At 66.5% G+C, this 18,286-nt stretch carries 17 protein-coding genes; 10 read left to right on the top strand and 7 right to left on the bottom strand.

All coding sequences use genetic code 11. The features are described 5' to 3' along the window. Positions 1-24 precede the first annotated feature (24 nt). Positions 25-399, top strand: a complete 375-nt coding sequence (locus LSO07_RS09105) for a hypothetical protein (protein WP_034785089.1) — start codon at positions 25-27, stop codon at positions 397-399. A gap of 250 nt (positions 400-649) precedes the next feature. Further along, complete coding sequence (locus LSO07_RS09100) at positions 650-1,603, top strand: hypothetical protein (RefSeq protein WP_151093461.1); 954 nt, start codon at positions 650-652, stop codon at positions 1,601-1,603. Between the two features lie 164 nt (positions 1,604-1,767). Here LSO07_RS09100 and LSO07_RS09095 read toward each other — a convergent pair whose 3' ends face one another. Both LSO07_RS09095 and LSO07_RS09090 read right to left on the bottom strand, forming a co-directional pair. After that, a complete protein-coding gene (locus tag LSO07_RS09095) occupies positions 1,768-4,206 on the bottom strand; it encodes a hypothetical protein (protein ID WP_151093459.1) in 2,439 nt (812 codons plus the stop codon). Between the two features lie 125 nt (positions 4,207-4,331). Continuing rightward, positions 4,332-5,345 carry a serine/threonine protein kinase gene (locus LSO07_RS09090; RefSeq protein WP_151093456.1) on the bottom strand — a complete coding sequence of 338 codons (1,014 nt, stop codon included), beginning with the start codon at positions 5,343-5,345 and terminating at the stop codon, positions 4,332-4,334. Between the two features lie 102 nt (positions 5,346-5,447). Here LSO07_RS09090 and LSO07_RS09085 point away from each other — a divergent pair, with 102 nt between their 5' ends. From LSO07_RS09085 to LSO07_RS09060, 6 genes are all read left to right on the top strand, one after another. Then, positions 5,448-6,146, top strand: coding sequence for a UPF0149 family protein (locus LSO07_RS09085; RefSeq protein ID WP_034785080.1), 699 nt, complete (start codon positions 5,448-5,450; stop codon positions 6,144-6,146). Positions 6,147-6,224: 78 nt separating this feature from the next. Further along, positions 6,225-7,145 (top strand): LysR family transcriptional regulator, encoded by a 921-nt coding sequence (locus tag LSO07_RS09080; RefSeq protein ID WP_034785078.1) that lies wholly within the window; start codon positions 6,225-6,227, stop codon positions 7,143-7,145. Between the two features lie 116 nt (positions 7,146-7,261). Continuing rightward, positions 7,262-8,785: an MFS transporter gene (locus tag LSO07_RS09075; RefSeq protein ID WP_034785076.1), complete on the top strand. Its 1,524-nt coding sequence runs from the start codon at positions 7,262-7,264 to the stop codon at positions 8,783-8,785. Positions 8,786-8,812: 27 nt separating this feature from the next. Beyond that, a complete protein-coding gene (locus tag LSO07_RS09070; RefSeq protein ID WP_034785075.1) occupies positions 8,813-9,883 on the top strand; it encodes an HlyD family secretion protein in 1,071 nt (356 codons plus the stop codon). Then, entirely contained in the window at positions 9,880-11,319 is a 1,440-nt protein-coding gene (locus LSO07_RS09065) for an efflux transporter outer membrane subunit (protein ID WP_151093453.1), read from the top strand. Before LSO07_RS09070 ends, LSO07_RS09065 begins: the two co-directional genes overlap by 4 nt. Next, complete coding sequence (locus LSO07_RS09060) at positions 11,316-11,750, top strand: hypothetical protein (protein WP_191909609.1); 435 nt, start codon at positions 11,316-11,318, stop codon at positions 11,748-11,750. Before LSO07_RS09065 ends, LSO07_RS09060 begins: the two co-directional genes overlap by 4 nt. A gap of 9 nt (positions 11,751-11,759) precedes the next feature. On the opposite strand, the gene LSO07_RS09055 is transcribed toward LSO07_RS09060, so the two are convergent. The 5 genes from LSO07_RS09055 to LSO07_RS09035 form a co-directional block, all read right to left on the bottom strand. Next, entirely contained in the window at positions 11,760-12,548 is a 789-nt protein-coding gene (locus tag LSO07_RS09055; RefSeq protein ID WP_151093451.1) for an ATP-binding cassette domain-containing protein, read from the bottom strand. A gap of 8 nt (positions 12,549-12,556) precedes the next feature. Next, complete coding sequence (locus LSO07_RS09050; protein ID WP_151093449.1) at positions 12,557-13,609, bottom strand: FecCD family ABC transporter permease; 1,053 nt, start codon at positions 13,607-13,609, stop codon at positions 12,557-12,559. Beyond that, positions 13,606-14,532 carry a heme/hemin ABC transporter substrate-binding protein gene (locus LSO07_RS09045; protein ID WP_151093447.1) on the bottom strand — a complete coding sequence of 309 codons (927 nt, stop codon included), beginning with the start codon at positions 14,530-14,532 and terminating at the stop codon, positions 13,606-13,608. The genes LSO07_RS09050 and LSO07_RS09045 overlap by 4 nt, the downstream gene beginning before the upstream one ends. Further along, positions 14,520-15,605: a hemin-degrading factor gene (locus LSO07_RS09040; RefSeq protein ID WP_151094130.1), complete on the bottom strand. Its 1,086-nt coding sequence runs from the start codon at positions 15,603-15,605 to the stop codon at positions 14,520-14,522. The genes LSO07_RS09045 and LSO07_RS09040 overlap by 13 nt, the downstream gene beginning before the upstream one ends. Before the next feature lie 203 nt (positions 15,606-15,808). Next, positions 15,809-16,708 (bottom strand): DMT family transporter, encoded by a 900-nt coding sequence (locus LSO07_RS09035; RefSeq protein WP_034785067.1) that lies wholly within the window; start codon positions 16,706-16,708, stop codon positions 15,809-15,811. A 230-nt stretch (positions 16,709-16,938) separates the two neighbouring features. Between LSO07_RS09035 and gcvA the strand changes: the two genes are divergently transcribed. Both gcvA and LSO07_RS09025 read left to right on the top strand, forming a co-directional pair. Continuing rightward, on the top strand, positions 16,939-17,883 hold the full coding sequence (gene gcvA / locus LSO07_RS09030; protein ID WP_151093445.1) for a transcriptional regulator GcvA: 945 nt from the start codon (positions 16,939-16,941) through the stop codon (positions 17,881-17,883). Continuing rightward, the gene (locus LSO07_RS09025; protein WP_151093443.1) at positions 17,880-18,245 is read left to right on the top strand and encodes a hypothetical protein; all 366 of its coding nucleotides are present in this window, start codon (positions 17,880-17,882) and stop codon (positions 18,243-18,245) included. The genes gcvA and LSO07_RS09025 overlap by 4 nt, the downstream gene beginning before the upstream one ends. Positions 18,246-18,286 lie beyond the last annotated feature (41 nt).

Here is an 18,286-nt window from a genome sequence, read left to right as displayed (position 1 = left end):
TCCTTTTACCTAAACAACCCTACCATGACCCCTACGACCAAAAAAGTCACCTTCGCCTTCGCCATCTTCCTCGTGGCCGGCTTCCTGCTGCTGGCCGCCTACACGTGGATGGCCCTCAGCTTCTCGTACTCGGAAGGCGAACGGGCGGGCTACCTGCAAAAGTTCTCCAAGCGGGGCTGGATCTGCAAGACATGGGAAGGTGAATTGCTGTTGACGGCACTGCCCGGCACCATCCCGGAAAAATTCCAGTTCAGCGTGCGCGATGAAGACGTGGCCAAGCAGTTGTCGGCCGCCGCCGGCAAGCGCATTCTCGTCACCTACAGCCAGCACAAGGGCGTGCCCACGCAATGCTTCGGCGAGACGGAATATTTTGCCGATAAAGTCGTATTGAGCCAGTAATACCGCCATTCAGCAGCATCGCGCCGGCCAGCTCCTTCAGGCCGGCGCCTCCCCTCCCGCCCGCCCGCCACCGATGCATTCTCAACAAGAAAACATTGGCGCGCATCACGCATTCCCGCTTTCTTATACACTTGTGACAAGTCCTGGCTAAACAGTTTACAAATGTAGTCAATGTGCAAGATTCTTGCGCAATCGCATGGCACTTCGCCAGCCTATCGTTAGCGTGTATTCACCCATCAATGGAAACGTCATGCGCATGCCATTCACCGTCCTGGCCCTGCTGGCCGTCTCGCTCCCCCTGTCCATCCACGCACAGGACTTGGCCGGCATGGCCGGTTCCCTGAAAGTCAACTCGACCAACGAGCGCACCTTTGTCGGCGCCATCAGCTACACGCAGCCGGTGGGCAATTACAACGCGGTGAGCCTGTCGTATATCAACGAGGGGCACCCGGAAGACCATCACCGCGACGGCATGGCGGGCCAGGTGTGGCTGCGCACGAAAAATGTGGAGCAGGGCCTGATGCTGGGCGCCGGCATCGGCCGCTACTTCTTCTTCGACACGGCCAAGACGGACGATGCACCGCACAATTTCGACAATGACCATGGCTGGGGCTCCATCGCCAGCCTGCAGGCGCGCTGGCAATTCGACAACCGCTGGTATGCCATGGCCCAGGTCAACCGCATCCGCCCCAGCGGCAAGGACACTACCACGCACCTGCTGATCGGCGCCGGCTACCGCTATGACGGCGTGCCGGGCGCCAAGCTGCACTTGCAGAACTGGGCGCACGACGACACCCTGACCTTATCGACAGGCCACACCATCGTCAACAGCTTCCGCTCCGAGTCCTCGCGCCCGTTCACCGTGGAATACCGGCGCGCGGCGGGAAAATACGTGGACTGGAGCGCCACGCTCATCGACGAAGGCAGCACGGCGCTGGCGCGCCGGCGCGGCGCGGCCGCCCAGTTGTGGCTGATCCGCTCGCTCAACGAAAAAGTGGAATTCGGCATGGGCGGCGGCCCCTACGTGGCGTGGGACGGGCGCGACAGCCAGGGCCACAGCACGCGCCTGACAGGCTTGCTGTCGGCCGTGGCCCGCTACCACGTCAACCGCCGCTGGGTGGCGCAAGCGGCGTGGAACCGGGTGGTGACGGATTACCACCGCGATGCGGATGTGTTGCTGGTGGGGGTGGGGAGAAAATTCTGATGGAAAAACGTAAAAAATCTTCTCTTCCACTAAAGTAACGATATCGAACAAAACCGTAGCGAGCGGCAGTGATTTGTGGCTGAGAAGCGCAACCGTACTTCCAGTACGGTGAGCATCGCCAGCCGCAAAGCGCGCCGCGCAGTAGGTTTGGTTCGGTATCCTGCCTAGCGTGAGCGCCAGACAGCGCCTGCGGATTCATTCGGCTGCGTCAGGCGCTCGATCACCTCACGCGTCAAACTGGCCGAGCTGACCTGTTCTGCTTTCGCGCGGGCGGCGGTCAGGGAACTGGAAAACGCGCTTTGCGGCTGCTCCAGGCTGGCGCGCAGGGCGGCCAGTTCGCGCTCTTTCTGCTGCGCGCGCGCCGTTTCCAGATCCAGCAATTGCTGCTTGGCGGCGGCCATCGCGCGTGTCGTCTCGGCCGCCTTGCGCTGCAGGGCGGCATGGGCCTGGGCACTGGCCAGCAAGGCTTGCTGCGCGGCGAGCTTCTCGCTGGCCGCCTGCTGCGCGGCCAGTTCCAGCTGCTCGCGCTGGCGCATGGCTTCCAGCGCCTGCTGCTCCATGGCGGCGCGCGCTTCGGCAGCCGCCGTCGCCTGCTTTTCCACTTCCAGGCGGCCGGCAATGGCTTGCGAGGCGCGCTCTTCGGCACTGCTGGTCTGGCGCTGCTGCACCAGCTTCTGCGCGATCAGGGCCAGCGACTCGCGCTCGGCCGCGACGAAATCGCGCTCGGACGCCAGCAGCGCATCTGCCGCTTGCGCCTTGGATTCTTCCACGCGGGCGCGCTCGGCATGCACTTGTCCCAGTTCCACGGCCAGGCGCGCCTGTGCCTGTACGGCTTGCGCGGCAGCGGCTTTCTGTTCGCCTTCGACCAGGGCCTGATCCATCAAAATACGGATGGCGTCCGCTTCTTTTTGCGCCGCTTCCGTCAAGGCCTGTTCGGCCGCCTGCTGGCCGCGCAGCAGTTCCGCTTGCGCGCCTTCGGCGGCGATGCGTTCCTGTGCCGCGTTGAACGCCAGTGCTTCCGCTTCCAGTTTCTCTTTCAAGGCGGCAATGGCGGCTTGTTCGGCGGCCAGGCGCTCCTGCTCCGCCTGCAGCAGCTGCTCTGCCTGCTGCGCTTTTTCCTGTGCCAGTTGCGACGCCTGTTCCTGCGCGGCCAATGTCGCCCGGCCGGCATCGACCTCGGCCTGCTCGGCTTCGTTCTGGCTGGCGGCCAGTTCCGCGGCCTGGCGCGCCAGTTCGGCCCGTTCGTGCGCCAGGCTGGCGGCGCGCTGCTGCTCTTCCAGTTCGCGGGCTGCCGCCACGGCGGCGGCCTGCTCGGCCGCTTCGCGTGCCTTGGTTTCTTCGAGGGCCGCCGTTTCCGCTTCCAGCTTGGCGTGGCCGGCGATTTCCGCATCCTGTTCGGCGGCGACGCGGGCCAGCGCCACGGCGCGCAGCTGGCGGTCTACCTCGATGCGTGCTTCGGTGGCGGCCAGGATGCGCACGTCCGCATCGCGGCGCGCCTGCGCGCTGGCCACGGCGACCATTTCCAGGCGCTCGCGGTGGATGGCCGCGTCGCGCAATTCCTTTTCCGTCTGCAGGCGCAAACGCAGCGATTGCGCCGCATGGCGTTCCGATTCCGCCTGTGCCAGCGCGATGGCTTCGCGTTCCTGTTCCAGGTGCGCCAGCGCGCGCGCTTCTTCCAGGGCGCGCACTTCGGCGGCGGCCCGGTTGAAGGCCGATTCCAGCGCGATCTGGTCGGCACGCTCGCGCTGCACCGTCAAGTCCAGCGCTTCGCTTTCCGCTTCGGCCAGCATCTGCGCCGTCTGGCGCGCACCGTGCGCATGGCGCTCGCGTTCACGCGCCAGCACGGCGACTCTTGCATCGGCCGAGGCGATGCCCACCATTTCTTCCTTGGCTGCCTGCACGGCGGCGACGCGCTCGACGGCCTGCAGGCGCGCCTGCTCCGTCTGCACCTGCAATTCTTCGGCGGCGCGGGCGGCCTGTTCGGCCAGTTCCGACTGCACGGCCACCTGCTCGCTGGCGCGCAAGCGGCTTTCCTGTTCCGCGCGCGAACGCTGTTCGGCGGCCAGGCGGATTTCATTGTCCGACTCCACGCGGGCGCGCAGTTCCGCCGTCTCCTGCTTGACGGCTTCCAGGCGGGCCACGCTGGCTTGCGCGGCAGCGCGCATGGTGTCGAGACGTTCGCGGTTGGCGGCAATCGCTTCTTCGGCTGCCTGTGCATTTTGCTGTGCGGCGGCGGCGGCGGCGGCGTCGATGGCGGCGCGGTCCTCGGCCAGCGAGCGCACGCGCGCCTCGGCCAGCGCGCGGCTTTCGGCGGCGCAGGTGGCCTTCGCTTCCGCTTCCACGCGGGCAATCGCCTCGTGGATGGCTTTCAATTCCATTTTCTGGCGTTCGGCGGCCGGTGCCTTGCCATCAACGTCGGCTGCCGGCCCGGCTTGCGGCTCGGGCATCGCGGTGACGGGAGCGGCAGGGACAGGCGCATCGGCCTTGCGCTCCAGGTCCTTGAAATCATGCAGCGAGACCATGCTGTCCTGGTCGAACTCGTCGTCGGCGGAATACGCGACGGTGAGGGAGGCGGCCTGGCGCTGATTTTGCTGTGCTTGCATGATTTCTCGCTTATTCGGGTGAATTCCGTTGCTTATGGGAATTTATTAACACCATTATCGAGTAAGCACATGCAAATCAGCACTGCAAGAAGAGCGACTTTTACCACGCTTTTCGGGCGTTTAGGTCAAACAGGCCACAATGGCGCTTCATCCATCAAGGCCACCTGCTCCCTGAGTTCCAGGATGCGGTCCTGCCAGTAGCGCTGCGTGTTAAACCACGGGAAGGCGACGGGGAAGGCGGGATCGTCCCAGCGGCGCGCCAGCCAGGCCGAATAATGGATCAGGCGCAGGGTGCGCAGCGCTTCGACCAGGTACAGCTGGCGCGGGTCGAAGTCGCAAAAATCTTCATAGCCGGCCAGGATGTCGCTCATCTGGCGCACCATGTCGCCCCGCTCCCCCGACAGCATCATCCACAGGTCCTGGATGGCCGGGCCCATGCGGCTGTCGTCGAAATCGACAAAATGGGGGCCGGCATCCGTCCACAGCACGTTGCCGCCATGGCAGTCGCCATGCGTGCGCAGCATAGCCACGTCGCCCGCGCGGTCATAGCAGCGCTTGACGCCATCGAGCGCCTGCTGCGCCACGCTGGAATACGCGGCCAGCAGTTCGGGCGGCAGGAAATTGCCCTCCAGCAGGAACTCGCGCGGCTCGACGCCGAACGTCTGGTGGTCGAGCGCCGGACGCTCCTTGTACGTGGACAGGGCACCGACGGCGTGGATGCGGCCGATGAAGCGCCCTATCCATTCCAGCGTCGCCGGGTCGTCCAGCTCAGGCGCGCGGCCGCCGTGGCGGGGGAAGACGGCAAAGCGGAAGCCCTGGTACTGGTGCAGGGTGCTGCCATGGATTTCCAGCGCCGGCACCACCTGGATTTCGCGCTCGACCAGCTCGGACACGAACGCGTGCTCTTCCAGGATGGCCGTATCGCTCCAGCGCTCTGGACGGTAGAACTTGGCCACCAGGGGCGCGCTGTCTTCGATGCCCACCTGGTAGACGCGGTTTTCATAGCTGTTCAAGGCCAGCAGACGGCCATCGCCGCGCAGCCCCACGCTGTCGAGGGCGTCGAGCACGCAATCGGGGCTCAGGGCGGAAAAGGGATGGACGGGCCGGTCGTCCTCGTGCGGCTGGTTTTCATTGTGCATAAGCGACATTGTAAGGCGCGCGCGGGCCGCCGGTGCAAACACTTAGGTGAGGAAGCGCCGCTAGGCGTATACTGTCTGCTTACATTCAATAAAGAGCAAGCCATGCAACTCGAACAGCCATTATCAGAAAAAGAATTCGACGAATTAGACCAATTCCTGTTGTCGGAGCGCTGCTCCGAAGACGCGATGACCATGGATATGCTGCACGGCTATCTGACGGCCGTCGCCATCGGCCCGGAACCGATCATGCCGGCCGAGTGGTTGCCGCGCGTGTGGGGCGAAGATGCCGAAGATGCGCCGAAATTCAAGAACAGCAAGGAAGAAGAGCGCATCGTCAACCTGATCATGCGCTTCATGAACGAAGTGCTGGTGACGTTTGAAGTGGCGCCGAAGGAATTCGAAGCCCTGTTCGTCGAGCACGACTACGAAGGCCAGACCCTGATCGACGCCGAAGCCTGGTGCTGGGGCTTCTGGGACGGCATGGAGCTGCGCCCTGGCTCGTGGAACGAAATCTGGGATTCCGAAGTGGCCGAGCTGATGCAGCCGATCTACCTGCTGGGCGCCGACGAAATCAAGGAAGAAGAGCTGAAACTGGTGGAAGACCCGGTCAAGGCGCACAAGCTGGCGCAGGAACTGGAAGCGAACCTGCCGGCCATCCACCGTTTCTGGGTCCCGCGCCGCAAGGCTCCCGTGCAGACCATGAAGCGCGAAGAGCCGAAAGTGGGCCGCAACGACGACTGCCCATGCGGCAGCGGCAAGAAGTTCAAGAAATGCTGCGGCGCCGAGCCGGCAGCCGAGTAATCCCGCAGTAGCATCACTGTCTGCGCCGGCGTCGTGCCGGCGCAGCGCTGGCGCTGGCCCCCGGGCTATAATCGCCGCATGAAACTCCCTGACCTGAACCTGCTCGTCGCCCTCGACATCCTGCTCGAGGAAGGCAGCGCCGTGGCCGCCGCGCGGCGCATGAATTTGAGCGCGCCGGCCATGAGCCGCACCCTGGCGCGCATCCGCGACGCCATCGGCGACCCCGTCTTCGTGCGCTCCGGGCGCGGCCTGGCGCCCACCCCGCGCGCGCTGGAATTGCGCGAGCAGGTGCGCGGCGTGGTGGAACAGGCGCACGCCATCTTCACGTCGGGCCGCGAAGTGGACTTGCGCACGCTGGAACGCACGTTCAGCCTGTGCGCCAACGACGTGTTTGTCGGTTCCTACGGCGGCAAGCTGCGCGACCTGCTGGCCCGCCATGCGCCGCACACGGTGCTGCGCTTCGTGCCAGAGGGCGATGGCGCCACGGAAAACGACGCCCTGCACGCTGGCCGCATCGACCTGTACATCAGCGCGCGGCGCGCCTTCGCGCCCGACATCAAGCTGCAGCAGCTGTTTACCACCGGCTTTGTCGGCATCGCCCGCAGCGATCACCCGATCTTCGACGGCCCCATCAACCTCGACAGCTTTACCGAATACGAACATATCAGCGTCTCCCGGCGCGGCCTGGCGCGCGGTCCCTTCGACACCATCCTGGCCGAGCGGGGCTACACGCGCAGAGTGTCCCTGATCAGCCCCAACTTCCAGTCCGCCATCTTCGCCGTGGCCGATTCGCGCCTGCTGCTGCCGCTGATGCCCACGCCCCTGCTGGCCATCGTCGAGCGCCTGGGCTTGAAGCTGCGCACCTTCCAGCTGCCCATCCCCGTCGACAGCGTGGAAGTCTTCCAGGCCTGGCACCCGCGCCTCGACCACGACCATGCGCACCGCTGGCTGCGCCGCATGATCAAGGAGCTGTGCGACGGCACGCCACCCGACGCTTAGGGTCTGAGCCCACAATCATTGCGCCAGACGCAATTCAGAATTCATTAATTATCAATTTTCACAAGATTGACGGCTACCTATACTGCGTGGACTGATCCTCATCCACGGAGTTCCCTGTGTCTGCTGTACCCCTTCCTGGCGCCGCCCCCGCGGCCGCGCCGCCCGCGCCTCCCATCTTCGGACTGCGCCTGGCCACGGGCCTGGCTGGCGTGCTGCTGGCCGTGCTGGTATCCGGCCTGAATGAAAACATCACCAAGGTCGCGCTGGCCGACATCCGCGGCGCCATGGGCATCGCGCGCGACGACGCCAGCTGGCTCGTCGCCCTGTATGCGGCCGCCTCGGTCTCGGCCATGGCGTTCGCGCCGTGGTGCTCCGTCACCTTTTCGCTGCGCCGGCTGACGGCCACCGCCATCATCGTCTGCATGGCCGCCGGCGTGCTGTGCCCGTTCGCGCCGAACCTGTCCGTGCTGATGGTCCTGCGCGTGGTGCAGGGCGCGGCCGGCGGCGCCCTGCCGCCCATGCTGATGACGGTGGCGCTGCGCTTCCTGCCGCCGAACATCAAGCTGTATGGCCTGGGCGGCTATGCGCTGAGCGCCACCTTCGGTCCCAGCCTGGGCACGCCGCTGGCCGCCTTCTGGACCGAGTACCTGGGCTGGCAATGGGCCTTCTGGCAAGTCGTCCCGGGCAGCATCGTCGCCCTGCTGATGGTGTCCTGGGGCTTGCCGCAAGACCCGCTGCGCCTGGAGCGCTTGCGCCAGTTCGACTGGCGCGGCCTGCTGCTTGGCCTGCCCGCCATCAGCATGCTGGTGGTGGGATTGCTGCAGGGCGAACGCCTGGCGTGGTTCGCCTCGCCGCTGATCTGCGTGCTGCTGGGCGGCGGTCTGTTGCTGCTGGTGCTGTTCTTCATCAACGAGTGGTCGCACCCGCTGCCGTTCTTCAAACTGCAGCTGCTGTCGCGGCGCAATCTCAGCCATGCCCTGCTGACCCTGGGCGGCGTGCTGTTCGTGCTGCTGGCCGTGATCCTGATTCCCTCGTCCTACCTGGCGCAGGTGCACGCCTACCGCCCGCTGCAAACGGCGCCCGTGATGCTGATGGTGGCGCTGCCGCAGTTGATCGCCCTGCCGCTGGTGGCCGCCCTGTGCAACATCCGCGCCGTCGACTGCCGCTGGGTGCTGGCCATCGGCCTGGCCCTGCTGGCCCTGTCCTGCGTGCTGGGCGCGCGCATGTCGCCGGACTGGATACGCACGCATTTCTACCTGCTGCAAGCGGTGCAGATCTTCGCGCAACCGATGGCCGTGATTCCCTTGCTGCTGCTGGCCACCACGGGCCTGGCGCCGCAGGATGGCCCGTTCGCCTCGGCCTGGTTCAACACCATCAAGGGCATGTCGGCCGTCGTCGCCACCGGCGTGCTCGATGCGCTGATCACGCGCCGCAACCATTTTCATTCGACGGTGCTCAGCGAGCGCCTGGGCAACCTGCCGGCCGGCGTGGACATGGCGGGAATTGCGCAGCGCATGCATGCGCAAGTCGTCACCCTGACCTCGTCCGACCTGTACCTCACCGTGGCCGCCATCGCGCTGGCCATGATTGTGATCATTCCCATCCTGCCGACACGCGTATTCCCTCCGCGCGCCGCCTGATTTCTATTGTTACGAAAGAGCTTCACCATGCAAACACCCATACTGCGCTCGCGCGCATTTCTTCTCGGCCTGGCCCTGCTGGCCTGCGCCCTCGCCTTTTGCGCCTGGCAACTGCTGTTCGCCCGTGGCGACGAACAAGCCACCGACGACGCCTTTGTCAGCGCCGACTACACCGTGCTTTCACCCAAGGTGGGCGGCATCGTGCGGGAAGTGCTGGTGGAAGACAACCAGACTGTCAAGGCGGGTCAGCTGCTGGCGCGCATCGACGACCGCGACTACCAGGCCGCCGCCGCCTCGGCCCGTGCCGAGGTAGCCGGCGCCGAAGCGCAACTGGCGAATGCCCGCGCCACCTTGCAGCGCCAGCAATCGGTGATCGAACAAGCCAGCACCCTGGTCGACGCCAACCAGGCGGAAGACAAACTGGCGCAGCAGGAACTGGCCCGCTCGCAGCACCTGGCTGGCCAGGGCGCGGGCAGCGTGCAGAACGCGCAGCAGGCGCAATCGCGCTTCGACGTGAGCCGCGCGCGCCTGGCGCAAAACCGCGCCGCCCTCGTCGCCACCCGCAAGCAGACGGAAATTTTGCAAGCGCAGCAAGGCGCGGCCGAAGCGGCCTTGCTGCGCGCCAGCGCCAGCCTGCAACGGGCCGAACTGGATCTGTCGCATACGCAGCTGCGCGCCCCCATCGACGGCATCGTCGGACGCCGCATCGTGCGCGTCGGCGCCCTGGTGGCTCCCGGCGCCAGCCTGATGGCCGTGGTGCCCCTGAACCGCAGCTTTGTCGTCGCCAACCTGCAGGAAACCCAGCTGACCCACGTGCGCCAGGGCCAGCGCGCCAGCATCGCCGTCGACGCCTATCCGGGCGTGCTCCTGCACGGCACGGTACACAGTATCGCGCCGGCCACGGGCGTGACGTTCGCCGCCATCGCGCCGGAAAACGCCACCGGCAACTTCACCAAGGTGGTGCAGCGCATCCCCGTCAGGATCGCGCTCGATCCGGGCCAGGATGGCGACGCCCGCCTGCGCGTGGGCATGTCGGCCGAAGTGCGCATCGATACGGCCATGCGCCGTCAACATCTGCAACAGGTGAGCGCGCGATGAAAGCATGGATACTCTTCACGGCCCTGGGCCTGGCCGGCTGCGGCAGCGTCGGCAGCGATTTCCAGCGCCCGCACCATGATCTGGGACAGCAATGGCGTCAGGCGCAGGATGCCCGTTTCGCCGCACAGCAGGATGGCGCCATCGAGCAGCGCTGGTGGGACAGCTTTGGCGATACCACCCTGTCGTCACTGCTGCAGCGCGCCGCCGGCGCCAACCTCGACGTGCTGGCGGCCGCCAGCCGGCTGGAGCAAAGCCGCGCCGCACGCGGAGTCATCGGCGCCGCGCAAGGCCCGTCGCTGGGTGCGAATGGCGGCTACAGCCGCGCGCGCAACAGCGAACAGGGCTTGAGCGACCCGTCGCGCAACAATGGCCAGTCCGCCTACAACCTATGGCAAAGCAACCTTGACGCAGCCTGGGAACTGGACCTGTGGGGCCGCGTGCGGCGCGAAGTGGAAGCTGCCGATGCGCGCGTCGACGTGGCAGTGGAAACGCAGCGCGGCGTGCTGCTGGCCGTGCTGGCAGAAACGGCGCGCGACTACATCGAGCTGCGCGGCGCGCAGCAGACGCTGGCCATCACGCAGCAACTGCTCGATATCGCCCGCCATACCTTGAACCTGACCCGCATCCGCCTGCGCGAAGGTGCGGCGACGCAGCTCGACGAGGCCGAGGCGGCGGCCCATGTCGCCACCATCGAAGCGCGCCTGCCGCCGCTGCAGCAGCGCGAAGCGCGCCTGGGCAATGCCCTCGCCCTCCTGCTGGCGCTGCCGCCGCAAGGCTTGCGGGCGGAACTGGCGGCGGCCAAGGACATTCCCGCCATGACCATGCAGGTGCAGCTGGGCGTGCCGAGCAGCCTGGCCGAACGGCGGCCCGACATCCGCCGCGCCGAAGCGCAGCTGCACGCGGCCACGGCCGCCATCGGCGTGGCGCAGGGCGATTTTTATCCGCGCATTACGCTCTCGGGCAGCGTCGGCCTGCAAGCGATGCAGCTGTCCGACATCGGCTGGGACGCCAGGCGCTTCGCCTTCGGCCCCGGCTTCAGCGTGCCCCTGTTCGATGGCGGCCGCCTGCGCGGCAACCTGCAACTGCGCGAGGCGCAGCAACAGGAAGCGGCCATCGCCTACCGCCAGACGGTTCTGGCCGCCTGGCACGAGGTGGAGGATGCGCTATCTGGCTACCAGGCCAACGCCCGCCGCCAGGCCAGCCTCGATGAAGCCGTCAAGCAGGGACGGCGGGCGCTGGGCAGCGCGGAACTGCAGTACCGCCAGGGCGGCACGGACCTGATCAACGTGCTGCATGTGCAAAACACCTTATTGAACAACGAAGCGGCGCTGGTCGACAGCCGTGCCACCGCGTCGCTGTCGCTGGTCCAGGTCTACAAGGCGCTGGGCGGCGGCTGGCAAGCATTTTCAACCACCTCGCAAGGAAGCACGCCATGAAACCGAATCCCGCACATTTCTCCATCCACGACGTCAGCGACTTTCCCGTCGTGCGCTTTCGCCCTGAAACGGCCGTTACCGGCTATGCCCCGCTGTGGGAAAACGACATGGACGCCCTGCTGCGCCATGGCGAACCGTTCGTCATGCTGTTCGAAGAGGAACGCAGCGATGAAGCGCACATCGACCGCAAGCGGCGCGGCCTTTGGCTCAAGCACAACAAGGTAGCGCTGGCCGCCATTTGCCGGGGCCTCGTATCGGTCGAGGCGGACGCGGAACAGCGCGCGCGCCTGCAGGCGATGGCGGCCGGCGCCATGAAAGCCTTCGGTATCCTGCAGGAGGTGGCGGCCACGCGCGAACAGGCCGAGGCCCTGATGGTGTGGCTGCTGGGCAGCGGCCAGATGGCGCGGCCGCGCGCGGCGGACGTGTGGTGAGTGAATGGCTCAGGCGGCCCTGCGGACGGCGCTTCTGGCAGGGATGACGCACACGTCGCCATCGCTGCTGGTCGCCGTCGTCAGGGCGATGCCGTACAGCGCGGCCAGGGGCGGCACGGCGCCGGCATCGCTGGCGATATCGGCCACCAGCTGGCCCGAACGCACCAGCAGCAGGCGCTCGAAGCCCAGCAAGGCGTGATTGATGTCGTGCAGGATGGCGATGACGGCGTGGCCGCGCGCGGCGCAAAACTGCTGCAGGCTATCGAGCAAATCGAACTGCAGGCCGGGATCGAGCGCCGCCAGCGGTTCGTCGACGAGTATCAAGCCATCCTGTACGTCCCACATCTGCGCGAAGATGCGCGCCAACTGCACCCTGGCCTGCTCGCCGCCGGACAGGGTATCCAGGCAGCGGCCCAGCAAATGCCCGGCGTGCGCCAGGGTAGCCGCGTCCTGCACGATCCGCCCCAGCTGCGGGTCGACCAGGCGCGATACCCGTCCCAGGCCGATCACCAGCTCGCACTGCAGTCCGAAGGCCACGTTCGAGCCCTGCGGCAGGACGGCGCGGCGCCGCGCCAGGTCGGCCAGCGGCCACTGCGCCAGCGGCCTGCCCGCGAACGCCACCTGGCCCGCCTGCGGGTGCAGTTCGCGCGCCATCAATTTGAGCAGGGTCGACTTGCCCGCGCCGCTGGGGCCCAGGATGGCGACGCGCTCGCCGGCCGCGATCCGCAGATTGAACGGGCCGAAATACTGCTGGCCCAGTTGTGTGGTGGCGAAGGAGAGTTCCAGCAGGGGCGTCATGTTCACCTCTAGGCTGTGCCGTGGCGGAAGCGCCGCAACAGCATCAGGAAAAATGGCCCGCCCAGCAAGGCCGTGAAAATGCCGACGGGGACTTCCGCGGGAATGGCGACCGTGCGCGCCAGCGTGTCGGCCAACAGCAGCAGCAAGCCGCCGGCCAGCATCGCCAGGGGCAGGACGCGGCGCTGGTCGGCGCCCAGCCAGGTGCGCACCAGGTGCGGCGCGATCAGGCCGATGAAGCCGATGCCGCCGCACCAGGCGACGGCAAAGCCCGTCAGCACGGCCACCAGCACGATGACCTGCGTGCGCAGCCGGCCCACATCGATACCCACGTGCAGCGCCTGCGCCTCGCCCAGCGCCAGCGCATTCAATGAGCGCATCAGGAAGCGCGTGGTCCACAGCGCGCCAGCCAGCACCAGCAGCAAAGCCGCCACCTGGCGCCAGCTGCCGGCCGACAGCGAGCCGAGGGTCCAGAAAGTCAGGGTGCGCAACTGGTCGTCGCTGGCCAGGTAGATGCACAAGCCCATGACGGCCACCGTGATGGCGTTCAGCGCCACGCCCGTCAGCAGCAAGCCGACGATGGAGCCGGGGGTGGCCCAGCGCGCGACCCGGTCGAGCAGCACGCAGATCAGCATGGCGCCGGCAAACGCGGCGGCCGGCAGCAGCCACACGCGCAGCTCGGGCGCCACGTGCAGGCTGGCCGCGAAGACGATGGTGGCCGCGCCCGCGCAGGCGGCGCCGCTGCTCACGCCCAGCAGCCCCGGATCGGCCAGCGGATTGCGGAACAGCCCTTGCGTCAGGCCGCCGGCCAGCGCCAGCGCGGCGCCGATCAGGATGGCAAACAGGGCGCGCGGCAAACGGATATGCCATAGCACATACGCGCCGCCGGACAGCGTCTCCTCGCCGGATTGAAACGGTGCCAGCCAATCGGCCAAGGTCACCGGCACGGCGCCCGCCTGCACGGCGATGACCAAGCCGGCAAACAGCGCCACGGCCAGCAGCCCGCCAGCGCCCCAGCGTGGCCAGCGCCACGGGGCGACAGACGCCAGGGAGGCCACGTTCATGCCGTCATGGCTTTGGCGAAGGCGGCGTCGAGTTCGCCCAGCGCCTGCGGCATGCGCGGGCCAAAGCCCAGCAGCAGCATGGCTTCCAGCGACACGATGCGGTGCTTGCGCCCGGCCGGCGTCTGCGCCAGGCCTGGCAGCTTCAAGATGCCGTCCACGCCGCCCGATGCCTTCAGCCCCTGGTCCGTGACGAGCACGATGTCGGGCCGCGCGGCGATCACGGCTTCGGGCGTGAGCGGCTTGTAGCCGGCAAAACCGGCCGATCCCCCCATCACGTTGACGGCGCCCGCATACGCGAGCATGGCGTCGGCGCCCGTCTCGCGCCCGCCCACCATCACCTGGTTGGGCGCATGGGCGAGGATGAACAGCACGCGCACAGGCGCGTGGCTGCGCAGGCGCACCTTGCCCAGGGCGCCGTCCCACTGCTGCTGCAAGGCTTGCGCCAGGCGCGCGGCGGGGTCGGCGCGTCCCGTGATCTGGCCCACCTGTTTCACCCGTTCGAGCAAGCCTTCGAATCTGTTATTCGCGTTCAGCACCGCCACCGGCACGCCCGCGTCGCGCACCTGGCGCAGCACCGTTTGCGGCCCCGCTTCCTCGGTGGCGATCAGCTGCGTGGGCGCCAGCGACAGCACGCCCTCGGCCGACAAGGTGCGCGCATAACCCACCTGCGGCAGCTGTTGCGCCACCGGTGGATACAGCGAGGTGGTATCGACGCCCACCAGTTCCCCCTGCGCTTCCAGCGCATAGACGATTTCCGTCAACGCGCCGCCCACGCTGACGATGCGCCGCGCCTTGACCATCGGCTTGGACGCGTCGCTGACGGCGGCCAGCACCTGCATCGGCGCGGCCAGCGCCAGCGCTCCCGCCCCCATTTTTTTCAGCGCGATGCGGCGCGCCACGCTGGCGGCGATCATGCGGCGCATAGTTCGCCCTCCAGCAGCACGCGCTCGACGACGTTGCGCCATTCGCACAGTTCGTGCACGCCCGGCTTGCGTTCGCCGAAGAACATGACGATGGTGTCGCCCTTGGCGTCGAACAGTTCCACCGATGTCACCAGGCCATCGACGGTCGGCTTTTTCACCACCCAGGCGCTGGCGATATGGTCTTCGCGCAAATGCAGGTTGAAGCGCGTGTCGAGGACATTGATCCACGGCCCCATCACGGCGATCTTGTGCACGGGTCCCGAATGGATCTGGATCATGCCGGCATTGCCGACGAAGGCCATGATGGCCACCTTTTCGAGGGCGGCATTATTGAGCAGGTCGAGCACGCAGGATTTGTCGAGCTGCTGCACGAAACGCGCCTCGGCCAGGCGCAGGCCTTGCAGGCGCGAGACCGAATATTTTTTCAGCACGGTGAAAAATTCATGCGTGTCGCGCAAGTCGGCCCAGGCGGCGCGAAAGCCGGCCACGTCGATCTGCGCGTCGGGCAGTTCCGCCGGCGGCGGCGCTGGCGCCGTCACGGCAATGCCGGCCGCCTGATCCGCATCGGCGAAGCGCGCCACCAGCGCGTCGTAGGCGGCCAGGTCGCTTTGCGGCTTCATGAAAATCTTGTGCACGGCATGGCCGGCGGCATCGAAAAACTGCAGGCTGCGCTGCACTTCCTTCTCGCCCATCTCGCGAACGGCAAAACCATGCGCCCACTGGCGGTAAAACACGCGCAGGTCGATATCGCCACCGAGCACCAGGCCCACGTGGTTGTTGTGGCTGGCTTTTCGATACACGCCCGTCTTTTCATGCACGCACGAGGCGTTGCGCGTCAGCGCCATGACTTCACCCAGCGGTTCCAGGGCGGCAATGATGGCGGGCCAGTCGGCCTGCAGGCGCTCGGCGCCCAGCAAGGCGCCATCGGCCAGCGACAGGCCGGCGTGCGCGGCGATCAGCTCGCCTTCGGAAATGGCCAGCTCCTCGGCGATATCGCGGTGGCGGGCTTTCTTTTCGCGACGCAGGCGGGCAAATTCGCCGGCGACCAGCTCGGTATTGCAAATAGGGGGCATGCTCGTCACGGTGTCTCCTTTCAAGGCGAACACTGGCTGGCATGGGCTGGCTGGTGGTGGGGGAATCTTGAAATCAATTATAAATGAGAATCATTCGCAATCAAGTGTTATTTGTGCGCGGCCAAAAAAAAGCGCCGCGGCAGGAAACCCGTCGCGGCGCAAAGGAGACCGATCGGTATTGCCGATCAGTTCAGGAAAAAAGTTCAGGCGCTGGCTTGCACGCCAGGCATGGAGACCGGCTTGGCACTGGGCCGCTGTGCCAGCAAGACCACGGCGGCCAGCACCATGGCGCCGCCCAGCAATTGCGTGCCGCTGACGGATTCCTTCAGCAAGGTCACGCCGAATGCCATCGTGATGACGGGTTCAAACGTGGAAATGATGGATGCCTTGGCCGCGCCGATCTGCGCCACGCCGGCAAAGAAGGCGGCAATCGCGATGGCCGTCGAGAACAGGGCGATGGCGCTGACGGCCAGCCAGCCCGTCGCCGTGCCCGGCAAGGACACGCCTTGCCACAAAGCAATCGCGCTGTTCGACAGGCCGGCCGTGCCCAGGATCACCACACAGGCGGCCAATGGGTGAATATTCTCGCGGCTTTTCGACAGGCTGTTGCCAAACAGGATGTACACGGCGTACACGCCGGCGGCCATCAATGCCAGCGCGATGCCGATGGGCTGGCCCTGCAGCTTGCCGCCCAGGGTGATGGCCATGCCGGCAATGGCCAGCGCCATCAGCACCAGCATGCGCCGGTCCAGCTTTTCCCAGCCCAGCGCCAGCGCGAGGATGGTGACCAGCACGGGATACACGTACAGCAGCATGCCGCACAGGCCGCTGCTGGCATACATGAGCGCATTGAAATAGCCTTGCGACTGGGCCGTGTACATCAGGCCCATCAGCATGTAGCCGGCCAGCAGGCGGCCGCGCGGCAAGCGCCAGCCACCGAGCCACACGAGCGGCAGCAACAGCATGGCGGCGATGACGAAACGCAAGGCCAGCATGGTCGACGGGTTGACCCCGGACGCATATGCCGCCTTGGCAAACACTGCGGAACTGCCGAATCCGGCGGCCGACAGCAACACCAGCGCAACAGCGCGGCGATCAGACATGACTAACCTCTTTGAGTACACCCGGGCAAACCTGCTGCGCATCGCGACGGTTTTCCCTGGCGTTGTAAATATAAATGCCAAGCAAGGCTGGTAGATGATTCATGCGTGAATCATATTGCGGGTCACTTCACGCATAGCCGGCATCATATTCGCTTGCGCAAAATGAAACAAACCAATATTCTTCACGGATAGGCCAAATAATACTGAGGCTCAATTCTCTTGAGAATGCCATGTCACGTCCCCTGCCCCCACTTGCCGCCCTGCACGCCTTCGAGGCGGCCGCCCGCCACGAAGGCTTCCAGCGCGCGGGCGAAGAATTGCACGTCTCGGCCGGTGCCATCGGCCACCATGTGAAACAGCTGGAAGCGTGGCTTGGCATCGTGCTGTTCCAGCGCCTGCCGCGCGGCGTGGTGCTCACCAGCGCCGGCCAGCGCTATGCGGCCTCGCTGGGGCCGATACTCAACCAGCTGGCCGATGTATCCGAGCAGGCGCGGCGCCAGGGCGATGACAAGGTGGTGACGGTGACGGCCACCAGCTCGCTCGTCTCGCGCTGGCTGATGCCGCGCCTGGGACGCTTGCGCGACCGCTATCCGCAGATCGAACTGCGCGTGCTGGCCTCGATGCACCCGGTCGACCTGGCGCGCGATGGCGTGGACGTGGCCATCCGCCTGGGACCGGGCCGCTATCCGGGCCTGAAAGTGGATTTATTGATGGAAGAATGGTTTTCCGCCGTCTGCAGCCCCGATTTCCGCGCCAACGCGGCCAGCCTGCGCCAGCCCGACGACCTGCTGCGCTACCCGCTGCTGCACGACGAGCCGGAAGTGCACCTGCCCGGCGAAATCGACTGGACGCGCTGGCTGCACAGCTGCGGTGTGCATTACAGCGGCAATAGCGGCAACAGCGGCGCGCGCTTTTCGCACACGTATCTGTGCCTGGACGCGGCCGCCAGCGGCCAGGGCGTGGCCATCGCCGCCAGCCCCCTGATCGGCGACGACCTGCGCTCGGGCCGCCTGGTGCGCGTGTTCGAACATGCCGTGCGCGGCCCCCACTGCTATTATCTGCTGCGTTCGCCCCAGGCGGAAACGCGCCCCCTCGTGCACGCCTTCTGCGAATGGCTGATCGCCGAGGCGCGCGCCGACCAGGAAACCGTCTGGCCCACCGTGGAGACAGCATGACGAGCAGGGAACTGGCGCGCAGCGCCCAATATATTGTCCAGCATGAATATGAACACGCCAAGGTGACGGCGGCCGATGGCCGGCAAACCAGCCTGGGCGAGTTCTACGGCGACCCGGCCGTGGGCTTGATCGATGTCCACGAGCAATGGTGCGCCGTGGCGGGCGAGGGATTGGTGCTGTGCCGGCTGGAGCAGCCGTTCGGGCAGTGCGTGGCGTATTTTCGCGAACCTGGAGAGACAGTGTGGATCACGGGCTTGCGGCAAACGGGACCGTTTGCGCTGGAGTGGCAGGATGAAGACGGCGTTTGGCACGGCCTGGTCTTCGCGGCCCCGGATGCGTCGGCTTACGCGCCAGGGCGCTAAGCCGACCTACGCCACCTGGATATCTTCGCGGCGGAGGATCG

This window comes from Janthinobacterium sp. PLB04, assembly GCF_021165895.1.
Classification (GTDB): domain Bacteria; phylum Pseudomonadota; class Gammaproteobacteria; order Burkholderiales; family Burkholderiaceae_D; genus Janthinobacterium; species Janthinobacterium lividum.
This window is presented reverse-complemented; position numbering and strand designations above follow the sequence as displayed.

Coding starts and splice junctions, on each gene's coding strand:
- gcvA (WP_151093445.1), top strand. CDS start 16,939: ATGTCACGTCCCCTGCCCCCACTTGCCGCCCTGCACGCCTTCGAGGCG.
- LSO07_RS09100 (WP_151093461.1), top strand. CDS start 650: ATGCGCATGCCATTCACCGTCCTGGCCCTGCTGGCCGTCTCGCTCCCC.
- LSO07_RS09035 (WP_034785067.1), bottom strand. CDS start 16,708: ATGTCTGATCGCCGCGCTGTTGCGCTGGTGTTGCTGTCGGCCGCCGGA.
- LSO07_RS09095 (WP_151093459.1), bottom strand. CDS start 4,206: ATGCAAGCACAGCAAAATCAGCGCCAGGCCGCCTCCCTCACCGTCGCG.
- LSO07_RS09025 (WP_151093443.1), top strand. CDS start 17,880: ATGACGAGCAGGGAACTGGCGCGCAGCGCCCAATATATTGTCCAGCAT.
- LSO07_RS09105 (WP_034785089.1), top strand. CDS start 25: ATGACCCCTACGACCAAAAAAGTCACCTTCGCCTTCGCCATCTTCCTC.
- LSO07_RS09070 (WP_034785075.1), top strand. CDS start 8,813: ATGCAAACACCCATACTGCGCTCGCGCGCATTTCTTCTCGGCCTGGCC.
- LSO07_RS09065 (WP_151093453.1), top strand. CDS start 9,880: ATGAAAGCATGGATACTCTTCACGGCCCTGGGCCTGGCCGGCTGCGGC.
- LSO07_RS09050 (WP_151093449.1), bottom strand. CDS start 13,609: ATGAACGTGGCCTCCCTGGCGTCTGTCGCCCCGTGGCGCTGGCCACGC.
- LSO07_RS09060 (WP_191909609.1), top strand. CDS start 11,316: ATGAAACCGAATCCCGCACATTTCTCCATCCACGACGTCAGCGACTTT.
- LSO07_RS09045 (WP_151093447.1), bottom strand. CDS start 14,532: ATGCGCCGCATGATCGCCGCCAGCGTGGCGCGCCGCATCGCGCTGAAA.
- LSO07_RS09080 (WP_034785078.1), top strand. CDS start 6,225: ATGAAACTCCCTGACCTGAACCTGCTCGTCGCCCTCGACATCCTGCTC.
- LSO07_RS09040 (WP_151094130.1), bottom strand. CDS start 15,605: ATGCCCCCTATTTGCAATACCGAGCTGGTCGCCGGCGAATTTGCCCGC.
- LSO07_RS09055 (WP_151093451.1), bottom strand. CDS start 12,548: ATGACGCCCCTGCTGGAACTCTCCTTCGCCACCACACAACTGGGCCAG.
- LSO07_RS09090 (WP_151093456.1), bottom strand. CDS start 5,345: ATGCACAATGAAAACCAGCCGCACGAGGACGACCGGCCCGTCCATCCC.
- LSO07_RS09085 (WP_034785080.1), top strand. CDS start 5,448: ATGCAACTCGAACAGCCATTATCAGAAAAAGAATTCGACGAATTAGAC.